This is a genomic window from Bradyrhizobium sp. IC4059, from assembly GCF_020193615.1.
Taxonomy (GTDB): Bacteria; Pseudomonadota; Alphaproteobacteria; order Rhizobiales; family Xanthobacteraceae; genus Bradyrhizobium; species Bradyrhizobium yuanmingense.
Genome location: NZ_JADYVH010000012.1, coordinates 176,571 through 194,594, shown reverse-complemented (window position 1 = coordinate 194,594; position 18,024 = coordinate 176,571). Strand labels below are relative to the sequence as shown.

At 65.4% G+C, this 18,024-nt stretch carries 14 protein-coding genes; 8 read left to right on the top strand and 6 right to left on the bottom strand.

All coding sequences use genetic code 11. The features are described from left to right. The first annotated feature begins 7 nt into the window (after positions 1-7). Positions 8-2,158, top strand: a complete 2,151-nt coding sequence (locus I6F12_RS30775) for an adenylate/guanylate cyclase domain-containing protein (protein WP_225157931.1) — start codon at positions 8-10, stop codon at positions 2,156-2,158. Positions 2,159-2,207: 49 nt separating this feature from the next. Here I6F12_RS30775 and pobA read toward each other — a convergent pair whose 3' ends face one another. Continuing rightward, positions 2,208-3,380 (bottom strand): 4-hydroxybenzoate 3-monooxygenase, encoded by a 1,173-nt coding sequence (pobA, locus tag I6F12_RS30770; protein ID WP_225157930.1) that lies wholly within the window; start codon positions 3,378-3,380, stop codon positions 2,208-2,210. 50 nt (positions 3,381-3,430) lie between these two features. On the opposite strand from pobA, the gene I6F12_RS30765 reads away from it, so the two are divergent. Both I6F12_RS30765 and I6F12_RS30760 read left to right on the top strand, forming a co-directional pair. Further along, a complete protein-coding gene (locus tag I6F12_RS30765; protein WP_036026589.1) occupies positions 3,431-4,336 on the top strand; it encodes a helix-turn-helix domain-containing protein in 906 nt (301 codons plus the stop codon). A gap of 345 nt (positions 4,337-4,681) precedes the next feature. Then, the gene (locus I6F12_RS30760) at positions 4,682-5,293 is read left to right on the top strand and encodes an NYN domain-containing protein (RefSeq protein ID WP_225139041.1); all 612 of its coding nucleotides are present in this window, start codon (positions 4,682-4,684) and stop codon (positions 5,291-5,293) included. Between the two features lie 23 nt (positions 5,294-5,316). On the opposite strand, the gene pcaG is transcribed toward I6F12_RS30760, so the two are convergent. Together pcaG and pcaH are read right to left on the bottom strand one after the other, a co-directional pair. Beyond that, the gene (pcaG, locus tag I6F12_RS30755; protein WP_225135058.1) at positions 5,317-5,943 is read right to left on the bottom strand and encodes a protocatechuate 3,4-dioxygenase subunit alpha; all 627 of its coding nucleotides are present in this window, start codon (positions 5,941-5,943) and stop codon (positions 5,317-5,319) included. Positions 5,944-5,948: 5 nt separating this feature from the next. Further along, entirely contained in the window at positions 5,949-6,737 is a 789-nt protein-coding gene (pcaH, locus tag I6F12_RS30750; protein ID WP_225142416.1) for a protocatechuate 3,4-dioxygenase subunit beta, read from the bottom strand. 90 nt (positions 6,738-6,827) lie between these two features. Here pcaH and I6F12_RS30745 point away from each other — a divergent pair, with 90 nt between their 5' ends. The 3 genes from I6F12_RS30745 to I6F12_RS30735 all read left to right on the top strand — a co-directional run bounded on the left by I6F12_RS30745 (position 6,828) and on the right by I6F12_RS30735 (position 10,798). Next, complete coding sequence (locus I6F12_RS30745) at positions 6,828-7,757, top strand: LysR family transcriptional regulator (RefSeq protein ID WP_225157929.1); 930 nt, start codon at positions 6,828-6,830, stop codon at positions 7,755-7,757. Positions 7,758-7,851: 94 nt separating this feature from the next. Next, positions 7,852-9,156: a nicotinate phosphoribosyltransferase gene (pncB, locus tag I6F12_RS30740; RefSeq protein WP_225157928.1), complete on the top strand. Its 1,305-nt coding sequence runs from the start codon at positions 7,852-7,854 to the stop codon at positions 9,154-9,156. A gap of 328 nt (positions 9,157-9,484) precedes the next feature. Continuing rightward, on the top strand, positions 9,485-10,798 hold the full coding sequence (locus tag I6F12_RS30735; protein WP_225157927.1) for a GGDEF domain-containing protein: 1,314 nt from the start codon (positions 9,485-9,487) through the stop codon (positions 10,796-10,798). Positions 10,799-10,806: 8 nt separating this feature from the next. Here I6F12_RS30735 and I6F12_RS30730 read toward each other — a convergent pair whose 3' ends face one another. Next, a complete protein-coding gene (locus I6F12_RS30730; protein WP_225157956.1) occupies positions 10,807-11,427 on the bottom strand; it encodes a TetR/AcrR family transcriptional regulator in 621 nt (206 codons plus the stop codon). 51 nt (positions 11,428-11,478) lie between these two features. Between I6F12_RS30730 and I6F12_RS37545 the strand changes: the two genes are divergently transcribed. Then, complete coding sequence (locus tag I6F12_RS37545) at positions 11,479-11,745, top strand: hypothetical protein (RefSeq protein ID WP_074448103.1); 267 nt, start codon at positions 11,479-11,481, stop codon at positions 11,743-11,745. 342 nt (positions 11,746-12,087) lie between these two features. Beyond that, a complete protein-coding gene (locus I6F12_RS30725; RefSeq protein WP_225139045.1) occupies positions 12,088-15,492 on the top strand; it encodes an acyl-[ACP]--phospholipid O-acyltransferase in 3,405 nt (1,134 codons plus the stop codon). Between the two features lie 26 nt (positions 15,493-15,518). Here I6F12_RS30725 and tcuB read toward each other — a convergent pair whose 3' ends face one another. Together tcuB and tcuA are read right to left on the bottom strand one after the other, a co-directional pair. Then, positions 15,519-16,619, bottom strand: coding sequence for a tricarballylate utilization 4Fe-4S protein TcuB (gene tcuB / locus I6F12_RS30720; RefSeq protein WP_225157926.1), 1,101 nt, complete (start codon positions 16,617-16,619; stop codon positions 15,519-15,521). Then, a complete protein-coding gene (tcuA, locus tag I6F12_RS30715) occupies positions 16,606-17,997 on the bottom strand; it encodes an FAD-dependent tricarballylate dehydrogenase TcuA (RefSeq protein ID WP_225157925.1) in 1,392 nt (463 codons plus the stop codon). Before tcuA ends, tcuB begins: the two co-directional genes overlap by 14 nt. Positions 17,998-18,024: the final 27 nt, after the last annotated feature.

The following is an 18,024-nucleotide window of genomic DNA, read 5'->3' as shown; positions in this document are numbered from 1 at the left end:
CGGGGCGATGCGGCGGATCGGGGGACGGGACATCGTTGCGGCAATCCTGATCGCGCTCCTTGCGGGCGCGATCTTCACGTCCCCGCCGCTGCAGACACTGCAAGGCCTCTCGCTCGACATCCTCACCGCACTGCGTGGGAAGGTTGTCGGCGAGCGCCGCGATCCCGCGACGTCGCCGGTCGTCGTCGTGGCGATCGACGGCGAAACCTACGAGACCCCGCCCTTCAAGGGATCGCCGACGCAGACCTGGACGCGCGAGATCGGCCGGGTGCTCGGCAGTATCAGCGACGGCGGCGCCAAGGTGATCGGCTTCGACGTCATCTTCAAGAACTCGATCGAGCAATCCGAGATTCCCTTTGGCGACGCGCCGCTCGGCGCCCGGATGCGCGGATTTGACCGGGACTATCTGATCGCGCTGCGGCAGATCGCCGACAACGGCAAGCTCGTGCTCGGCGAGATCCTGAGCAATGACCAGCCGGAAGTGCCCTACCGTGCGCAGCGGCTGGCGGTGCGAAACAACGTCCGCGCGCTCAATGTCCACACCGACGCCGACGATGTCATCCGGCGGATGCCGCTCAGCTTCTCGATCGAGGGCAAGCCGGTGCCCACAATGGCGGTCGAGCTCGCCGCCCGCGCGCTCGGCGCGAAGGTCGAGATGGCGCCATCCGGCGCGGCCGGGCTGTCCGGCTACGCAATCCCGAGCACTGTACCGAACACGCTGACGCTCAACTTCCGCGGCCTCAGCCGCGACGTTCCGACCTTCTCCTTTGCCGATCTGCGCGCCTGCGTCGAAAAAGGCGACCGCGATTTCTTCCGGCGCGCCTTCGAGGGCAAGGTCGTGCTGCTCGGGACCGTCCTCAACTTCGAGGACCGCAAGCTCACCTCGATGCGCTTGTCCGGCGGCTATGACGGAACGCCGTCGGCGCGATGTGCCCTGCCCGCGGCTGCCGGCTCCGCGCAAAAGGCCCGCAGCGACGTCGCCGGTGTGTTCGTGCACGCCGCTGCGGTCCGAAACCTGATCGAGCGCGATGCCGTGACCGAGCTCGGCTTTCCCTCGCGCACCCTTCTCACGATCGCGTTCGCGGCCGTCATCGCCTGCGCGGCCGGCGTGTTTGCGCCGAGCGGCGCCCTGATCGCCTGGCTCGGCCTCACCATCGCCTACGCGGTCGTTGCCGTCGGGGCATTCGTCCATGCCTTGGCGCTGCCGCTGACCGAGCCGGCGCTCGCCAGCCTTGCCGCGCTCGCGATCATGATCGGCTATCGCTTCGTGCTGGCCGACCGCGACGAGCGCTTCCTGCGCAAGAGCTTTGCCTTTTACCTCGCGCCCGAGGTGATCGAGACCATGGTGGCCTCCGGCAAGATGCCGGCGCTCGGCGGCGAGATGCGCAACGTCACCATGTTCTTCTCCGACCTAAGCGGATTCTCGTCGATCGCCGAGACGATGACGCCGGTCGAGCTGGTGACGCTGATGAACGAATATCTGTCCGCCATGACCGACATCATCGAAGGCCATGGCGGTTACGTCGACAAATATATCGGCGATTCCATCGTCGCCATGTTCGGCGCCCCGGCCGACGATCCCGCCCACGCGCGCAATGCGGTGCGGGCCGCGCTGAAGTGCCACGAGACGCTGGCCGAGCTCAATGAAGGCCATCCCGCCTTCGCCGGTCACGGCCTGTCGCACCGTATCGGGCTCAACAGCGGCGAAGCCGTGGTCGGCAACATCGGCTCGCGCCGCCGCTTCAACTACACCGTGATGAGCGACACCGTGAACGTCGCCTCGCGGCTCGAAGGCGCCAACAAATATTACGGCACGGCGATCATGGCCTCGGAAACCACGATGGCGCAGACCGGCGATAGCTTCGCCTGGCGCGAGCTCGATGCGATCAGGGTGCAGGGCCGCGGCGAGGCGATCAGGGTGTTCGAGCCGCTGGCGGAAACCGGCGCGGAAAGCGCCGAGCAGGCCAAGGTCGCCGCAGCCTATGCGGAAGGGCTGGCGTGCTGGCGGGCACGGGAGTTTGCCAAGGCGGCCGACGCGTTCGGGGGCGTCGCGAAGATCGATCCTGCGTCAGCCCGGTTCGCCAAGCGTGCGAACGTACTGACGCAGACTCCGCCGCCGCCGGACTGGACACCGGTCAATACGCTGGAAGGAAAGTAGTGGCTTCTTACCCTCCCCTGGAGGGCCCTCCAGGGGAGGGTTAGATCGCCTAAAACGGCAGCCCCGTATAATTCTCCGCAAGCAGACGCTGCGCCGTCTCGGACGAGAGCAGGTAGTCGAGCTCCGTCTGCTGCAGACGATCCTCATATTCGATCCGGTCGGGGAAGCGGTGCAGCATCATCGTCATCCACCAGGAGAAGCGTTGTGCCTTCCAGATTCGCGCAAGCGCCTTGGCGGAATAGCCCTTGAGACCGGCATCGTCGCCGCTCTGATAATGCGCGAGCAGCGCGTGATAGAGATAGTAGATGTCGGACGCCGCGCTGTTCAATCCGCGCGCGCCGGTCGGCGGCACGATGTGCGCGGCATCGCCGGCGAGGAACAGGCGGCCATAGCTCATCGGCTCGGCGACGAAGCTGCGCAAGGGCGCGATGCTCCTCTCGATCGACGGACCCGTGATCAGACGGCCGGCGACCTCGTCCGGCAGGCGGCGCTTCAGCTCGGCCCAGAACGCGTCGTCGCTCCAATCCTCCACCTTGTCGGTCAAAGGCACCTGGATGTAGTAGCGGCTCAGCACCTGCGAGCGCAGCGAGCACAGCGCAAAGCCGCGCTCGTGCTTCACGTAGATCAGCTCGGGCGATACCGGTTTCGTGCGCGACAGCACGCCGAGCCAGCCGAACGGATAGACCTTCTCATATTCGCGCAGCACGTCCTTCGGGATCGACTTGCGGCTGACGCCATGGAAGCCGTCGGCGCCGACGATGTAGTCGCAATCGACGCGGAGCGTCTGCCCGTTCGAGCGATACGTCACATAGGGCCGATCCGACGTCAGATCGTGCGGCGTGACGTCCTCGGCATTGTGCACGACCTTGCCGCCGATCCGGTCGCGTGCCTCGTAGAGGTCGCGCGTCAGCTCGGTCTGGCCGTAGACCAGGACCGAATTGCCGCCGGAATGCTTGTGCAGGTCGATGTGGGAGAGCACGCCGTCATGGGCGATCTCGAACCCGTTGTGGATCTCGCCCTCGCGGTCCATCCGCTCGCCGCATTGCGCCTCGCGCATCAGCTTCGCAAAGCCGTGCTCGAGCACGCCGGCGCGGATCCGGGCCAGCACGTGGTCGCGGCTGTATTTCTCCAGCACGATGGTGTCGATGCCCTTGAGGTGCAGGAGCTGGGACAGCAACAACCCGGACGGCCCGCCGCCGATGATACAGACCTGAACTTTCATTTTTGCGTCCTCCCGTCGGCATTTTTTTGCATACGTTAAGGCGCAAGCCGATGGAGGGTTTCGCCTTTGTCTTGTACTATTCGAACATGAGAAGCGCGGCCCCCGCCCCGGCCATCCGGGTCTACAATCTGTTCGGCGAGTCCGGCGATCTGCCCGATGTCGTGCATTGCGAGACGATCGCCTCGCGTTCGGTGCTGCACGACTGGACGCTGGCCGTGCACCGCCATGCCCGGCTGCACCAGGTGCTGCTGATCGAGCGCGGCGGCGGCGAGGCGACGCTCGACGGGCGCGTGGTGCCGCTGAGGCCGATGCAGATCGTCAACGTGCCGGTCGGCCACGTCCACGGCTTCCGCTTCGTGCCCGATACGCAAGGGTGGGTTTTGACCATCGCCGCGGAGATCCTCGATGAAGCGCTGCTCGCCGCCGAGGGCCTGCGCGGTGCGCTGTCGCGGTCGGCCGTGGTGCGCGGCACGCCGCAGATCCGCGCCACGATGAAGCAGATCTTCGCCGAGCACGCCGCGCGCGACTTCGGCCGCGCGCATGTGCTCCGCGCCTTGTCGTCGGCCATGATCGGGCTCGTGGCCCGCGCGCTCACGGGCGAGAGCGGCGGCAACGGCACCGCGGAAAGCGGGTTGTTCCGCCGCTTCGAGGCGCTGCTGGAGCAGCATCATCTGGAGCGCTGGAGCGTCGCCGACTATGCCGAGGCGCTGTCGGTGACACCGACGCATCTCAACCGGATCACGCGGGCGGCGACCGGCGACACCGCCTCGCATCTGATCCTCAACCGACTGATCCGGGAGGCGCGGCGCAACCTCGTCTACACCAACCTGCCGGTCTCGACCATCGCCTACGCCCTCGGCTTCGAGGACCCCGCCTATTTCAGCCGGGTCTACGCCGCCGCCACGGGGGTCTCACCGCGCGCCTTTCGCGCCCGGCTCCATGGCGGCGAAGGCTGAACCACCGGACAAAGGATCAGGGCACGTCTGATCGACGCGCCCCGGATCCGCGATGTCTCTCGTTGCCACTTACCTTCGTATATAGCGCCCCATCCTTTGGATAGAGGCGCTTTACCTCCGTACAATTGAGCGGGGCACGCCCTCGCCCTAGCGTAACGGCATTCGGCGCCCTGGCGCTGGTGGCATGGAACCTCCCTAACCTCGGCGCAAGGCGGCCAACCCTGTCCGGTCGTCTGCGCCGCCTTTTCAGCAAAGCCATCGGCGCCTTCAGTTATTCCCGCCGATACGCCGCGCCATTTCGGCTGGACGGTCGGCTTTCGTGCCGAACCCGGGGAGTTGTGCATAATGTCTTCGCTTGGGAAGAGCGCGCTCTTTATCGACGGCTCCAATTTCCATGCCACCGCCAAGGCGCTCGGCTTCGAGATCGACTACAGACGCCTGCTCAGTGAATTTCAAAGCCGAGCTACGCTGTTACGGGCCTTCTACTACACGACCATCATCGAGGATCAGGAATATTCGTCGATCCGCCCCTTGATCGATTGGCTCGACTACAACGGCTTCACCGTCGTCACCAAACTCGCCAAGGAGTTCGTCGACCCCGCTACCGGCCGCCGCAAGGTGAAGGGCAGCATGGATGTGGACCTCGCCGTAAGCGCGATGGAGCTTGCCCAGCACGTCGATCAGATCGTGTTGTGCTCGGGCGATGGGGATTTCCGTTCGCTGGTCGAAGCCTTGCAACGCCGCGGCGTCCGCGTGACCGTCGTCTCCACACTCTCCACTCAGCCGCCCATGATCGCCGACGACCTGCGCCGGCAGGCGGACATGTTCATCGATCTGGTGGAGTTGAAGCCAAAAGTGGGGCGCGATCCACCCGATCGACCGGTATCGCGCGAAATGCGGCAGCCACCGCAATTCCTCGCGCGCGGAACCATCAGGCGCGACGACCGGGTGGAATGATCGAAGGACGCCGGCCCGACACCTCACACGTCGAAGAACACCGTCTCCTCCGGCCCCTGCAGATTGATCGTGAAGGAATACACGACCTTGCCGGCGCGCTCGCTGCGGGTTGCGATCAATGTCTTGCGGCGCACCGGCTGCTCGATCAGGTTGAGCACGGGATCGGCGGCGTTGGCCGCCTCTTCGTCCGAGAAATAGAGCCGCGTGTTGAGGCCGATATTGATGCCGCGCGCGACGATCCAGACGTTGACGTGCGGCGCGCATTTGCGCCCCGTCCTGTCGGTGATCGCACCCGGCTTGATGGTCTCGAAAGTGACGAGGCCGCTGTCGAAGTCGGAGCCGGCGCGGCCCCAGCCGCGAAACTCGTCATCCGGCGCGCCGGCGGAGCGATCGGCGGGGTGGTTGTAGCGGCCGGCCGCATTCGCCTGCCAGATCTCCAGCAGCACGTCGCGCAGCGGCGTGCCGGTGCCGTCGAGCACCTTGCCCTCCAGCGTGATGCGCTCGCCTTTGGTGTTCGGGCTCACCAGCACGTTGGAGAAGTTCTTCTCGAAGATGTCGAAGCCGGCCATGGCCGGGATCAGGCCGATATGTACGTAGGGCCCGGCGGTCTGCGAGGCGGTTTCCTTGAGATAATTGAGCGGTTGCGGCATGGGCGTTAGTTCCCCGCGGTGCGATTTTCGAAATAGGTGGAGCGCTGGCCGCGCAGCACGATGTCGAAGCGGTAGGCGAGCGAGTCGAACGGCGTCGAGGCGTTGAGGTCGAGCGGCGCCACGAGGCGGTCGAGCGCGTCCTTGTCCGGGATCGTCGTCAGGATCGGGCAGACCGGGATCAGCGGATCGCCTTCGAAATACATCTGCGTGATCAGCCGCTGCGCAAAGCCCGAGCCGAACACCGAGAAGTGGATATGGGCGGGGCGCCAGCTGTTGACGTAGTTGCGCCAGGGATAGGGGCCCGGCTTCACGGTGCGGAAGTAATAGTAGCCGGTGTCGTCGGTGAGCGCGCGGCCGCAACCGCCGAAATTCGGATCGATCGGCGCCAGATAGGTGTCCTTCTTGTGCCGGTAGCGGCCGCCGGCATTGGCCTGCCAGAACTCGACCAGCGTGTTCGGAACGCCCCGGCCGGTCTCGTCCAGCACGCGGCCGTGGACGATGATGCGCTCGCCGACGGGATCGCCGTCCTTGGCGTAGTTGCGGATCAAATCATTGTCGAGCGGGCCGAGATCGTTGTGGCCGAACACCGGCCCCGTGATCTCCGAGATCGAGTTCTCCAAGGACAGCAGCGACTGGCGCGGCGAGCGCAGCACCGAGGACTTGTAGCCTGGCGCATGCGCCGGCGGATGCATCGCGCGGTCGCGCTGGAAGAAGCCGCCGTCGCCGAGCGGCGGCGTGAAGGGCTCGGGACGGTTGAGGCGGGGATCCCGCAAGGCTGGCGCCTGGGCATTCATCGGCGTTGTCTCTCCCTGGGAGCCCGGGGTCGGGCGGCTTATCGGGAGAGCATGAGCCAGCCTATTCTCAAAATAAATAGATGAATTATAATGAATTGCATGAAGGAAATCGATCATTTGGCGCTCGACGGCCATGCCCTCGAGCTGTTCCTGGCGGTGCTGGAGGAAGGCTCGGTGACGGCGGCAGCGACGCGGCTCGGCCTCACCCAGTCTGCCGTCAGCCACGGGTTGAACAAGCTGCGGCGAATCGCCGGCGATCCGCTGTTCGCCAAGTCCGGCCGTGGCATCGTTGCGACGGCCCATGCGCAGGCACTGGCCGGCAAGGCACGCGCGCTGATCGACGAGATGCGCAGCTTTGCCGGTGGTGTCAGCTTCGCGCCGGAGGAGGCTCAGCTGTCGCTGACGATCGCCGCCAACGACTTCCAGCGCGACCTGCTGTTGCCGCGGTTCTTCGATCACGTCGCCGCACAAGTGAAGAGCCTGAACCTGCGCGTGATCCCCTCGCAATCGCCCTCGCCCGCGATGCTGCGCGAAAACCGCTGCGACCTCCTGATCACGCCGCTGCCGCCGTCGGGCGTCGACATCGTGCAGAAGCGGCTGCTGAGGGATCACTACGTCTGCTACTACGATCCCAAAGCGCGCGCCGCGCCGGCCAGCCGCAATGCCTATCTCGCGGCGCGTCACATCACCGTGGTCTATACCGACAATGAGCGGCTCGACTTCGACCGCCGGCTGGCAGCGAACGGGCTCCACCGCGACATCGCGATCTCCGTGCCGAGCTTCTCAGGCGTGCCGTCGTTCCTGCGCGCCTCACAGATGCTGGCGAGCATGCCGAGCCTGCTCGCGTCCGGCGTAATGCGCGGCTTTGCGCAAACACCGATCCCACTGGCGTCCCGCACGAAGACCCTGGCCGAGCTGCCGATGTTCATGGTCTGGCACCAGCGCTACCAGAAGGACCCGGCCCACCGCTGGGTCAGGAGCCAGCTCGAGGCCGTCGCGGCGACGGCCGCCACGTTCTGACCTGCCGTTCTCCTGATAGCAGGCGCCGCGCTCCGCAAGACTGCCCTTCCCAAACCCACTGGTTGCGCAGGGGGAGCCGCGCTAAAATCCTCCCATGACAGTGACTGACATTGCGAACCGGACCTACAATCACAGCTGGCGGCTGGATCCCATCATCCGCAGCCTGCTCGATACCGACTTCTACAAACTATTGATGTTACAGATGATTCGGGAGGATTACCCGAGTCAGAATGTGACCTTCTCGGTCATCAACCGCTCGCGCCATGTGCGCCTTGCGGAGATCATCGACGAGGGCGAGCTGCGCGCCCAGCTCGACCATGCCCGCACCATCCGCTTCACCAAGAAGGAGCTGATCTGGCTGGCCGGCAACACCTTCTACGGCAAGACCCATATGTTCTCGGCGGATTTCATCCGCTGGCTGGCGGAATTCCGCCTTCCCGAATACGAGCTGCGCAAGGTCGAGGGCCAGTACGAGCTGCATTTTCACGGGCCCTGGACCCACACCACGATGTGGGAGATTCCGGCGCTTGCGATCCTCAACGAGCTGCGTTCGCGTGCGGCCATGAAGGGCCGCGGCCGCTTCGAGCTCGACGTGCTCTACGCCCGCGCCAAGGCCAAGTTGTGGACCAAGGTCGAACGGCTGCGCCAGCTCGAGAACCTGCGGCTCTCCGACTTCGGCACGCGTCGCCGCCACGGCTTCCTCTGGCAGCGCTGGTGCGTCGAGGCGGTGAAGGAAGGCCTCGGCCCCTCCTTCATCGGCACCTCCAACGTGCTTCTCGCGATGGACAACGATCTCGAAGCCATCGGCACCAACGCGCACGAGCTGCCGATGGTGGCCGCCGCGCTCGCCAGGGACGACGAGGAATTGCGCTGGGCGCCCTACCGCATTCTCGACCAGTGGCGTCAGACTTACGGCGGCAACCTCCTGATCGCGCTGCCCGACGGCTTCGGTACCAGGACCTTCCTCCGCGATGCACCGGAATGGGTCGCCGATTGGACCGGCTTCCGCCCCGACAGCGCGCCGCCGATCCAGGCCGGCGAGGAGATCATCGCCTGGTGGCAGAAGCAGGGTCGCAACCCCAAGGAAAAGCTGCTCGTCTTCTCCGACGCGATGGACGTCGGCTCGATCGAGGACACCTATCGCCACTTCGCAGGGCGCGTGCGGCTCTCCTTCGGCTGGGGCACCAACCTCACCAACGATTTCGTCAGCTGCACGCCGGACGGCTCGATCAGCCTCGATCCGATCTCGCTGGTCTGCAAGGTCTCATCGGTCGACGGCCGTCCGGCCGTCAAGCTCTCCGACAATCCGGAGAAGGCGACCGGCCTGCCCTCGGAAATCGAGCGTTATCTGCGCGTGTTCGGCGACGCCGGTCGCGTGCGCAAGCCGGTGCTGGTGTAGGACATACGTCCACGGAGAGCGTGTAGCGCCCGTCCGACGCTACGTCGTCATTGCGAAGAGCTCTTGCGACGAAGCAATCCAGAATGATGCCGCGGAGGCAGGCTGGATTGCTTCGCTGCGCTCGCAATGACAAGGCATTGGTTCGCGATATCACATCAGCTCCGATTTCGCGGCATTTGAAACGATCTGCGCGCATCCACGTCACATTACCTTCACCCTCCGTCACAATCCCTCGCACTTTTCAGGTCCAGTTAAGCAACCATCTCGTCTACTTTGCGTTGCAGGCGCAACGCCCCTGCCGGGCGCGTCGATCGACTTGGGGACTGGTGTGTTTCGCAGAACAGCGGCGTCGGCGGAGGGCGGCAACCTCCTTCACGTCATCAAGCTCGTCTCGCCTTTCGTGATGGTCGTCGTGCTGCAGGCGGCGATCGCCGGATTCAGTCTCGAGGTGATGTCGTCGGTCCGCGCCTATGTCGCCGGCGAAGCACTCTGGTCGCGCTCGCAGAAGAACGCGGTCTACTTCCTCAATCTCTATCTGCATTCGGGCGAACCGAGCCAGTTCGCGCAATATCAGGCTTCACTCGCCGTCCCCATCGGCGACGAGTTCGCACGCTGGGCGCTGGAACGCGATCCGGTCGACGTCGAGGCCGCCCGCGTCGGCTTTCTGCAAGGCGGCAACCATCCCGATGACGTCCCGGGACTGATCTGGCTGTTTCGCTATTTCAATCGCGTCAGCTTCCTCCAGGACGCGATCAGGGAATGGGCCGCCACCGATCCCATGCTGCTGGAGCTCAGCGTGTTCGGCGAGGTCATCCGATCCGAGCTGAAGAAAGGTCCCATTCAGGACGACGACCGCCTGCAATTCCTGTCGTCGCGGCTATCGGAGCTCAATGCCCAGTTCACGGTGCACGCCAAGCAATTCTCCACCGTCCTCGGCGAAGGATCCCGGGCGATCAAGCTGACGCTGACGGGCATCAACATCATCACGGCTGCGGCGCTGATCCTGCTCCTGATCTGGCATACGCGGCGCCTGGTGCGGCAACGGCAGACCTTCGAAGACGCCTTGCATGCCGAGAAGGAGCGCCTGGCCTGGCAGGCATCGCATGATTGGTTGACCGGCCTCTCCAACCGCCGCGCCTTCGAGGCGCGCCTGCAAGCCGAACTGGACAATGCCGCGGCGGGTGCGCTCGCCCTCATCCTGCTCGACCTCGACCAGTTCAAGAGCGTCAACCACAGTTGCGGCCACCTCGCCGGCGACCGCCTGCTCTGCCAGGTCTCGCGCCTGCTGCAGCAGGACCGGCATGCGCATGATCTGGTGGCCCGGCTCGGCGGCGACGAATTCGGCCTGATCCTGCCGCGATGCTCGCCCTTCGATGCCGTCGACATCGCCGAGCGTCTGCGCCGGTCGCTGGAGCTGTTCAATTTCGCCTGGGACGACCGTTGCTTTGCCGTGACCGCCAGCATTGGCGTCGCCTGCATCGCAGACGGCAACATCACGCTCGAGGATGCGATGCGACGCGCGGATGCGGCCTGCTACCGCGCCAAGGAAAAGGGCCGCAACCGCGTTCAGGTCGAGAACGGGCGATCGGACGTTGTCGTCGTTGCGCCACGCCCGCGCGAAGCGGTCGCTGCACGAGGGTAATGGCATCGTCACCGCAGGGGCAGAATTCCAAGTCCTGCGAGATGGGTGTCGACGAATTGTTCGATCTGCTGGCGCAGCATCTGCGACGGCACGGCCACCATGCGCTCCTCGAGGCCGAGCGAGATGATGCCATGCACGGCGGAAAACAGCGTGCGCGACAGCAGCGCAATCTTCACGTCGTCCGCATCCGGCAATAGCCGCACCAGGGGCGGATGCATCAGCGCGAACGCATCCAGCACCATCTGGAGGATGTCGTCCGGATAGGGGCGATCGTCCTCCATCCGATGCTCGAACAGGGAACGCAGCAGATTGGCGTGCGCGGCGAAGAAGTCGAGATAAGTCTCGGCGAGCCCATAAAGCTGGCGGACCGGATCCTCGGCGGGAACAGCACGGAGCCGGGCCGTGAGCGCCTGAACCGTTTCCCGGTTCACCGTCAGAATGACCCCGTCGAAGTCGCCAAACTCGTTATAGACGCTGCCGACCGAGCAGCCGGCCGCCTCGGCAACATCCCGAACCTTCAATGATCTCAGCCCCTTAGCTGAGATGATGCCGCGGGCAATTTCGACGATCTGGAGCCGGCGCCGAAATTTTTTCTGGTCGCGCAGCGATTCTTCTTGAACATTGTTCATTTTCAAGCTACTCATGTGAACATTGTTCAATTTAACCCGGAGACCTGGAAAATGCAAACCCTTGCTGTCGATATCGCCACCACCTTCGTCGATGACGCCGCCGCCCTCGTCGCCGGCTTTGGCCGGGCCCTGCTGCGGCTGGCCATGGCCCCGGTCAACCGCATCGCCAACGCCTGCGACGTTGCCGGTGTGCTCGCCGAACGCCGGGCGACTCTTCGGATGTGGCGGGCGAGCCGTGCCCGTGCCCGTCACGAGGGCCGCCGGTTCAGCCTGCTCGGCCGCTTCTCGCCGTTTCGCCACCTCGCCCATCTCACCTGAGGCGCGCACGCGGGTCGGCTCGAATGCAAGCGCCGGCTGCAAGGATGGACTTAACCATGTCCGGACGGGCGTGGCCGATCCGGCGGATTTCGACGATGCGGTTCAGTCTTTCCTTCATCGCCCGGCGCCATATCCGGGCGAGCGAGGCCGCTCCGCCCGGCCTCGACCGGATATTTGCGAACCTAACGATGCCGATTGGAGACCAACAGGATCGGAGGAACCGAGGGGACAGAGCAGGCCAGCAACTTCGTTGCCGCGCAATCGTTCGCCCTATGCTTCCGGTCGTGACGTTTCACAGACAACGTAACCACCTCAGTCTGCCTTGCCAAAACAGGACCAGTCATGATCAGGGAATTGATGTCGTCACGCCGCTTTGCGCCGCTGTTCTGGGCGCAATTCTTCTCGGCGCTCAATGACAACGTGCTCAAGAATGCGCTCGTCATCATCCTGCTCTACAGCGCGGCGACGAGCCACGGCGATGCGCTGGTGACGGTGGCAGGCGCCGTCTTCATCTTCCCCTACTTCATCCTGTCCGGGCTCGGCGGCCAGCTCGCCGACAAATACGTCAAATCCGTCGTCGCAAGGCGGCTCAAATTCGTCGAGATCTTTGCAGCTTGCTTCGCCGCTGCCGGCTTCTTCCTGCATTCGGTGCCGCTCTTGTTCGCAGCGCTCGCACTGTTCGGAACCATCGCCGCGCTGTTCGGCCCGGTGAAATACGCGATGCTGCCGGACCAGCTCGAGCTCGGCGAACTCGCGACCGGCAACGCGCTGGTCGAAGGCGCGACCTTCATGGCGATCCTGCTCGGCACTGTCGCGGGCGGCCAGTTCGTCGCCGGCTCCGCGCATATGGGCTGGGTCGCATCCGCCGTGGTCGTGCTGGCCGTGTTGTCCTGGGCGTTCGCGTCCCGCATTCCGCAGACGACGCCCTCCGCGCCTGAGCTGCCCGTCGACGCCAATCCCTGGACCTCGACGGTGAGCCTGCTCAGGACGCTTCGTGCCGACCATCGCCTCTGGGACGGCACCGTGATCGTCTCCTGGTTCTGGCTGGTCGGCGCCATCGTGCTGTCGCTGCTGCCGGCGCTGATCAAGGACGTCGTCGGCGGCACCGAGGGCGTCGTGACGCTGTGCCTTGCCATCTTCGCGATCGGCATCGCCATCGGCTCGCTGTTTGCCGCCAGCCTCAGCCACGTTCGCCCGAACCTCGCGCTGGTGCCGATCGGCGCCATCATCATGGGCTTTGCCGGCCTCGATCTCGCCTGGGCCATCGGCGTCACCGCAAAGGGGCACGAGATCACCGCGCTCGGCTTCGCGACTTCGTTCGGTGGCCTGCGCATGCTGGCCGACTTCGTCGCCTTCGCCTTCGGCGGCGGCCTGTTCGTCGTGCCGTCCTTTGCCGCGGTCCAGGCCTGGTCGCAACCTTCCGAACGCGCCCGCATCATCGCCGCCGGCAACGTGCTGCAGGCTGCCTTCATGGTGGTCGGCTCGCTGTTCGTCGCGCTATTGCAGGCGGCAGGTTTGCATATCGGTTGGATCTTCTTCGGCCTCGGCGTCGCCAGCTTCGGCGCGGTGTGGTTCGTGCTGACCAAGTGGGGCAAGGAAGGCGTGCGCGATGCTGGCGGGCTTCTGTTCCGCGCCCTGTTCCGTACCGAGGTGCGCGGCCTCGAAAACCTGCCGCCTCCCGGCACGCGCATGCTGATCGCGCCGAACCATGTCAGCCTGATCGACGGCCCGCTGCTGCACGCCGTGCTGCCGATCGACGCGAGCTTTGCGGTCGACACCGGCATCGCCAAGGCCTGGTGGGCCAAGCCGTTCCTGCGCGCCGTCAAGCACTACACGATGGACCCGAGCAAGCCGCTGGCCGCGCGCGACCTGATCAAGCTGGTGGCGGCGGGCGAGCCTGTCGTGATCTTCCCTGAGGGACGGATCACCGTCTCGGGATCGCTGATGAAGGTGTATGACGGCACCGCGATGATCGCGGACAAGGCCGACGCCGTGGTCGTGCCGGTCCGGATCGAAGGCGCGCAACGCTCCTATCTCAGCTATCTCAACTCCAGCCAGATCAAGCGGTCCTGGTTTCCGCGCGTGACGGTGACGATCCTGCCGCCGGTCAAGCTTCCGGTCGACGAAACGCTCAAGGGCAAGGCACGCCGCAACGCTGCCGGCGCCGCGCTGCAGGACGTCATGATCGACGCCCTCGTCAAAAACGCCATGCTCGATCACACGCTGTTCGAAGCCCTCGGACACGCCTATCGCGACCGCGACACCGGCAAGGTCATCATCGAGGACGCGCTCGGCACCAAGCTGACTTATCGCAAGCTGATCCTCGGCGCGCAGGTCCTGAGCCGCAAGCTCGAGAACGGCACCGCAACCGGCGAGAATGTCGGCGTGCTGCTGCCGAACTCCGCGGGCGTCGCCGTCGTCTTCATGGCGCTGCAGAACAGCGGCCGGGTGCCGGCGATGCTCAATTTCTCGGCCGGTCCGGTCAACGTGCTCGCCGCCATGAAGGCCGCGCAGGTCAAGACCGTGCTGACGTCGAAGGCCTTCATCGAGAAAGGCAAGCTCGACAAGCTGATGACTGCGATCTCCGCGGAGGCACGCGTCGTCTATCTCGAGGACGTCCGCGCCTCGATCAGCCTCGCCGACAAGATCAAGGGCCTGCTCGCCGGCACGACCCCGCGCGTGCCCCGCCAGGCCAACGATCCCGCCGTCGTGCTGTTCACGTCGGGCTCGGAAGGTACGCCCAAGGGCGTGGTGCTGTCCCACCGCAACATCCTCGCCAACGCGGCGCAGGCGCTGGCGCGGGTCGATGCCAATGCGAATGACAAGGTGTTCAATGTGCTGCCTGTGTTCCACTCGTTTGGACTCACGGGCGGAATGATGATGCCGATGCTGGCGGGCATTCCGATCTACATGTATCCCTCGCCGCTGCACTACCGGATCGTGCCCGAGCTGATCTACCAGACCGGCGCTACGATCCTGTTCGGCACGGATACGTTCCTGACCGGCTATGCGCGCTCGGCGCACGCTTACGACTTCCGCACCCTGCGCCTCGTCATCGCCGGCGCCGAGGCGGTCAAGGACCGCACGCGGCAGGTCTTCATGGAGCGCTACGGCATTCGCATCCTCGAAGGCTATGGCGTCACCGAGACGGCGCCGGTGCTGGCGATGAACACGCCGATGGCCAACCGCCCCGGCACCGTCGGCCGTCTCTCGCCGCTGATGGAAAGCCGCCTCGATCCGGTCCCCGGCATCGAGGAAGGAGGACGCCTCTCGGTGCGCGGCCCGAACGTGATGCTCGGCTACCTCAGGGCCGAAAAGCCCGGCGTGCTCGAAAAGCTCCCCGACGGCTGGCACGACACCGGCGACATCGTTTCGATCGACGCGGCCGGCTTCATCACCATCAAGGGCCGCGCCAAGCGCTTTGCCAAGATCGCGGGCGAAATGGTCTCGCTGTCCGCGGTCGAAGCCATCGCGGCGTCGCTATGGCCGCAGGCGGCATCCGTCGCCGTGTCGATCCCCGACCAGCGCAAGGGCGAGCGCATCGTGCTGCTGACGACCGAGAAGAACGCCGAGCGCAGCGCGATGCAGGCCCAGGCCAAGGCGATCGGCGCCTCCGAGCTGACCGTGCCCGCTGCGATCATGGTGGTCGACAAGGTGCCGTTGCTCGGCACCGGCAAGACCGACTATGTCACGGCCACGACGATGGCCCGCGAGCAGGGATCCCCGCCCGAGCGCGAGGTCGCGTAAGAGGTTGCGAGACGGGCGGCGCGGGGTCACGCCGCCGTCCGCCGCTCCTGCGCGTAGCGCACCAGCGCGGCAAAGCGATAGATGCCGTGCATGAACTTGCCGTAGGGCATAGTGATGAACAATGCGAACACCGCGCCGAGATGCAGCGCCAGCAACGGGCCCATCGCGGCGGTCTCGCGCAGCACCAGCAGCAGCATTCCGGTGAGGCCGGTCAGGAACAGCATGGCGATGAAACCGACGTCCATGCCGTAGCTGTATTCGTCGAGCAGCGCGGGATCGCTCCGCATCTTGGCGGCGAACAGGCCGATCGGCCCGACGATCAGGCCGATGCCGCCGAGCGTGCCGAGCACCACGGGCAGGTCCCACCACGGATACGGCGCCTCGCGGCCGAGCAGATAATGATAGAGCGTCGCCACCGAGGTCGCTGCAAAGCATAGGACGAAGCCGTAGAAGGTCAGGTGATGATAGAGCTTGCGCCGGTCGGTCGGCTTGTCGTCCTCGTTGTAGCAGCCGACGCCACCGCCATGGAGATAGCGCAGCTCGCCGGCGTCGCGGATCGCCTGAAAGATCGAGCCGCCATTGGCGCGGCCGCCGATCGGTGTGCCGATGTCGCGCCAGAAGGCACGCACGCTCATGACGAGTGCGAGGATCGCGTAGAGGAATGCGGCGCCAAACAGCGCGACCATCGCGTTGTGCGGCATCAGCTTGTAGAAGGCGCCGGGCCCGGTGTGCACGCCGAACAACACGCCGCGGTCATTCAAGGCGGCAAAGCCGAGAATGAAGATCGCCATGCTGAGCGCGGCGGTGATGCTGATGACGAGGCCGTTGCGCGCGAAGGCGCCGGATAGCGGCCGCGGCCAGGCATAGGCCGCATAGGACTCCGCGCGCGCAACCGCCAACGTCTTCGGGACGTTGACGTTGAATTCGTGCGGCGGCGAGAACTGGCAGTCGACGTAGCAGGCGCCGCAGGAATGGCAGAGATTGGCGAGATAGTTGAGATCGCCGTCGGAGAAGGCGCGCCGCATCTCCATGGCCGGAAACACCGCGCACAGGCCCTCGCAATAGCGGCAGGAATTGCAGACCGTCATCAGACGGTCGGCTTCGTCGAGAGTCCTAGTTCCGTGCATGTTTCGCCGCTTCCCGTCCTGCGATCCGCCCGAACACGCTGCCGATCGTCATGCCCATGCCGGCCGCATAGCCCTTGCCGAGCACATTGCCGGCCATGATCTCGCCGGCCGCGAACATGTTGGCGGACGGCTTGCCGTCCTTCATCAGCATTCGCGCCTCCTTGTTCACGCGCGTGCCGAGGTAGGTGAAGGTGATGCCGGGCCGCACCGGATAAGCGAGAAAAGGCGGCGTCTCGATCCGGCGCGCCCAATGCGTCTTGGGCGGCGTGATGCCCTCCGTCACGCAATCATCCAGAATGGTGTGGTCGAAGGTCCCGGGCCGCACCGCGGCGTTGAACTCGGTGATGGTCTGTTCCAGCGCGGCCGGATCGAGCGCGAGCTTGCCGGCGAGCTCCGCGATCGTCTGCCCGGCGATCGGCGGAAACAACGTCGGCATGAAGCTGGTCACGACGGTGGAATCGAAGATGATGTAGGCGATCTGGTCGGGCTGCGCCGCGACCAGCCGGCCCCAGATCGCGTAGCGCTTCGGCCAGAGGTCCTCGCCCTCGTCGTAGAAGCGCTGGGCATGCTTGTTGACGACGATGCCGAACACGACGGAGTCGTGCCGCGTGATGATGCCGCCGTCGAATTTCGGCGCGCGGGCATCGATCGCGACCGCATGACACTGCGTGGGATCGCCGACCTCCTGCACGCCCTTGTCGAGCAGCATCTTCAGGATCGAGCCGCGATTATAGGGCGTGCCGCGGATCAGGAAGTTGTCGGCCGCCTCGCCCCAGTATTGCTTCAGCCATTCGATGTTGGCCTCGAACCCGCCCGCAGCGGCGACCAATGAAGTCGCGCGGATCTCGCTCTCGCCCTTGACCGGCCGCTTGAGGCGCGCGGCGAGGAACATGCCGTCCTCGATCACGAGATCGATCACCTCGGCGTCGTATTCGACGTCGACACCGAGCCGCTCCGCGGTGAGATAAAGCGCGTTCAGCATCGCCCGCCCGCCGCCCAGGAAGAAGGAGTTGGTGCGGCCGAGGCTCAGCGTGCCGCCGAGCGAGGGCTGCCAGCGCACACCCTGCTCCACGATCCAGTTCAGGATGTCCTTGGATTCGCGGATCATATGTCGGGCGAGCACCTCGTCGGTCTGCCCGCCGGTGACGCGCAGCAGGTCCTCCCAGAATTCTTCCTCAGTGTAGGGGCCGGTCAGGATTTCGGTCGCCGCATCATGGGCGCAGCGCATGTTGCGGGTGTGGCGGGTGTTGCCGCCGCGATAGAATTTCGGCGCGCCTTCGAGCACGAGCACCGAGGCGCCGCCGCGCCGCGCGCTGATCGCCGCGCACAGGGCCGCATTGCCGCCGCCGATCACCAGCACGTCGTATTTGCTGCTCATACCGTCCGCCCGACGGCACGCGAGATT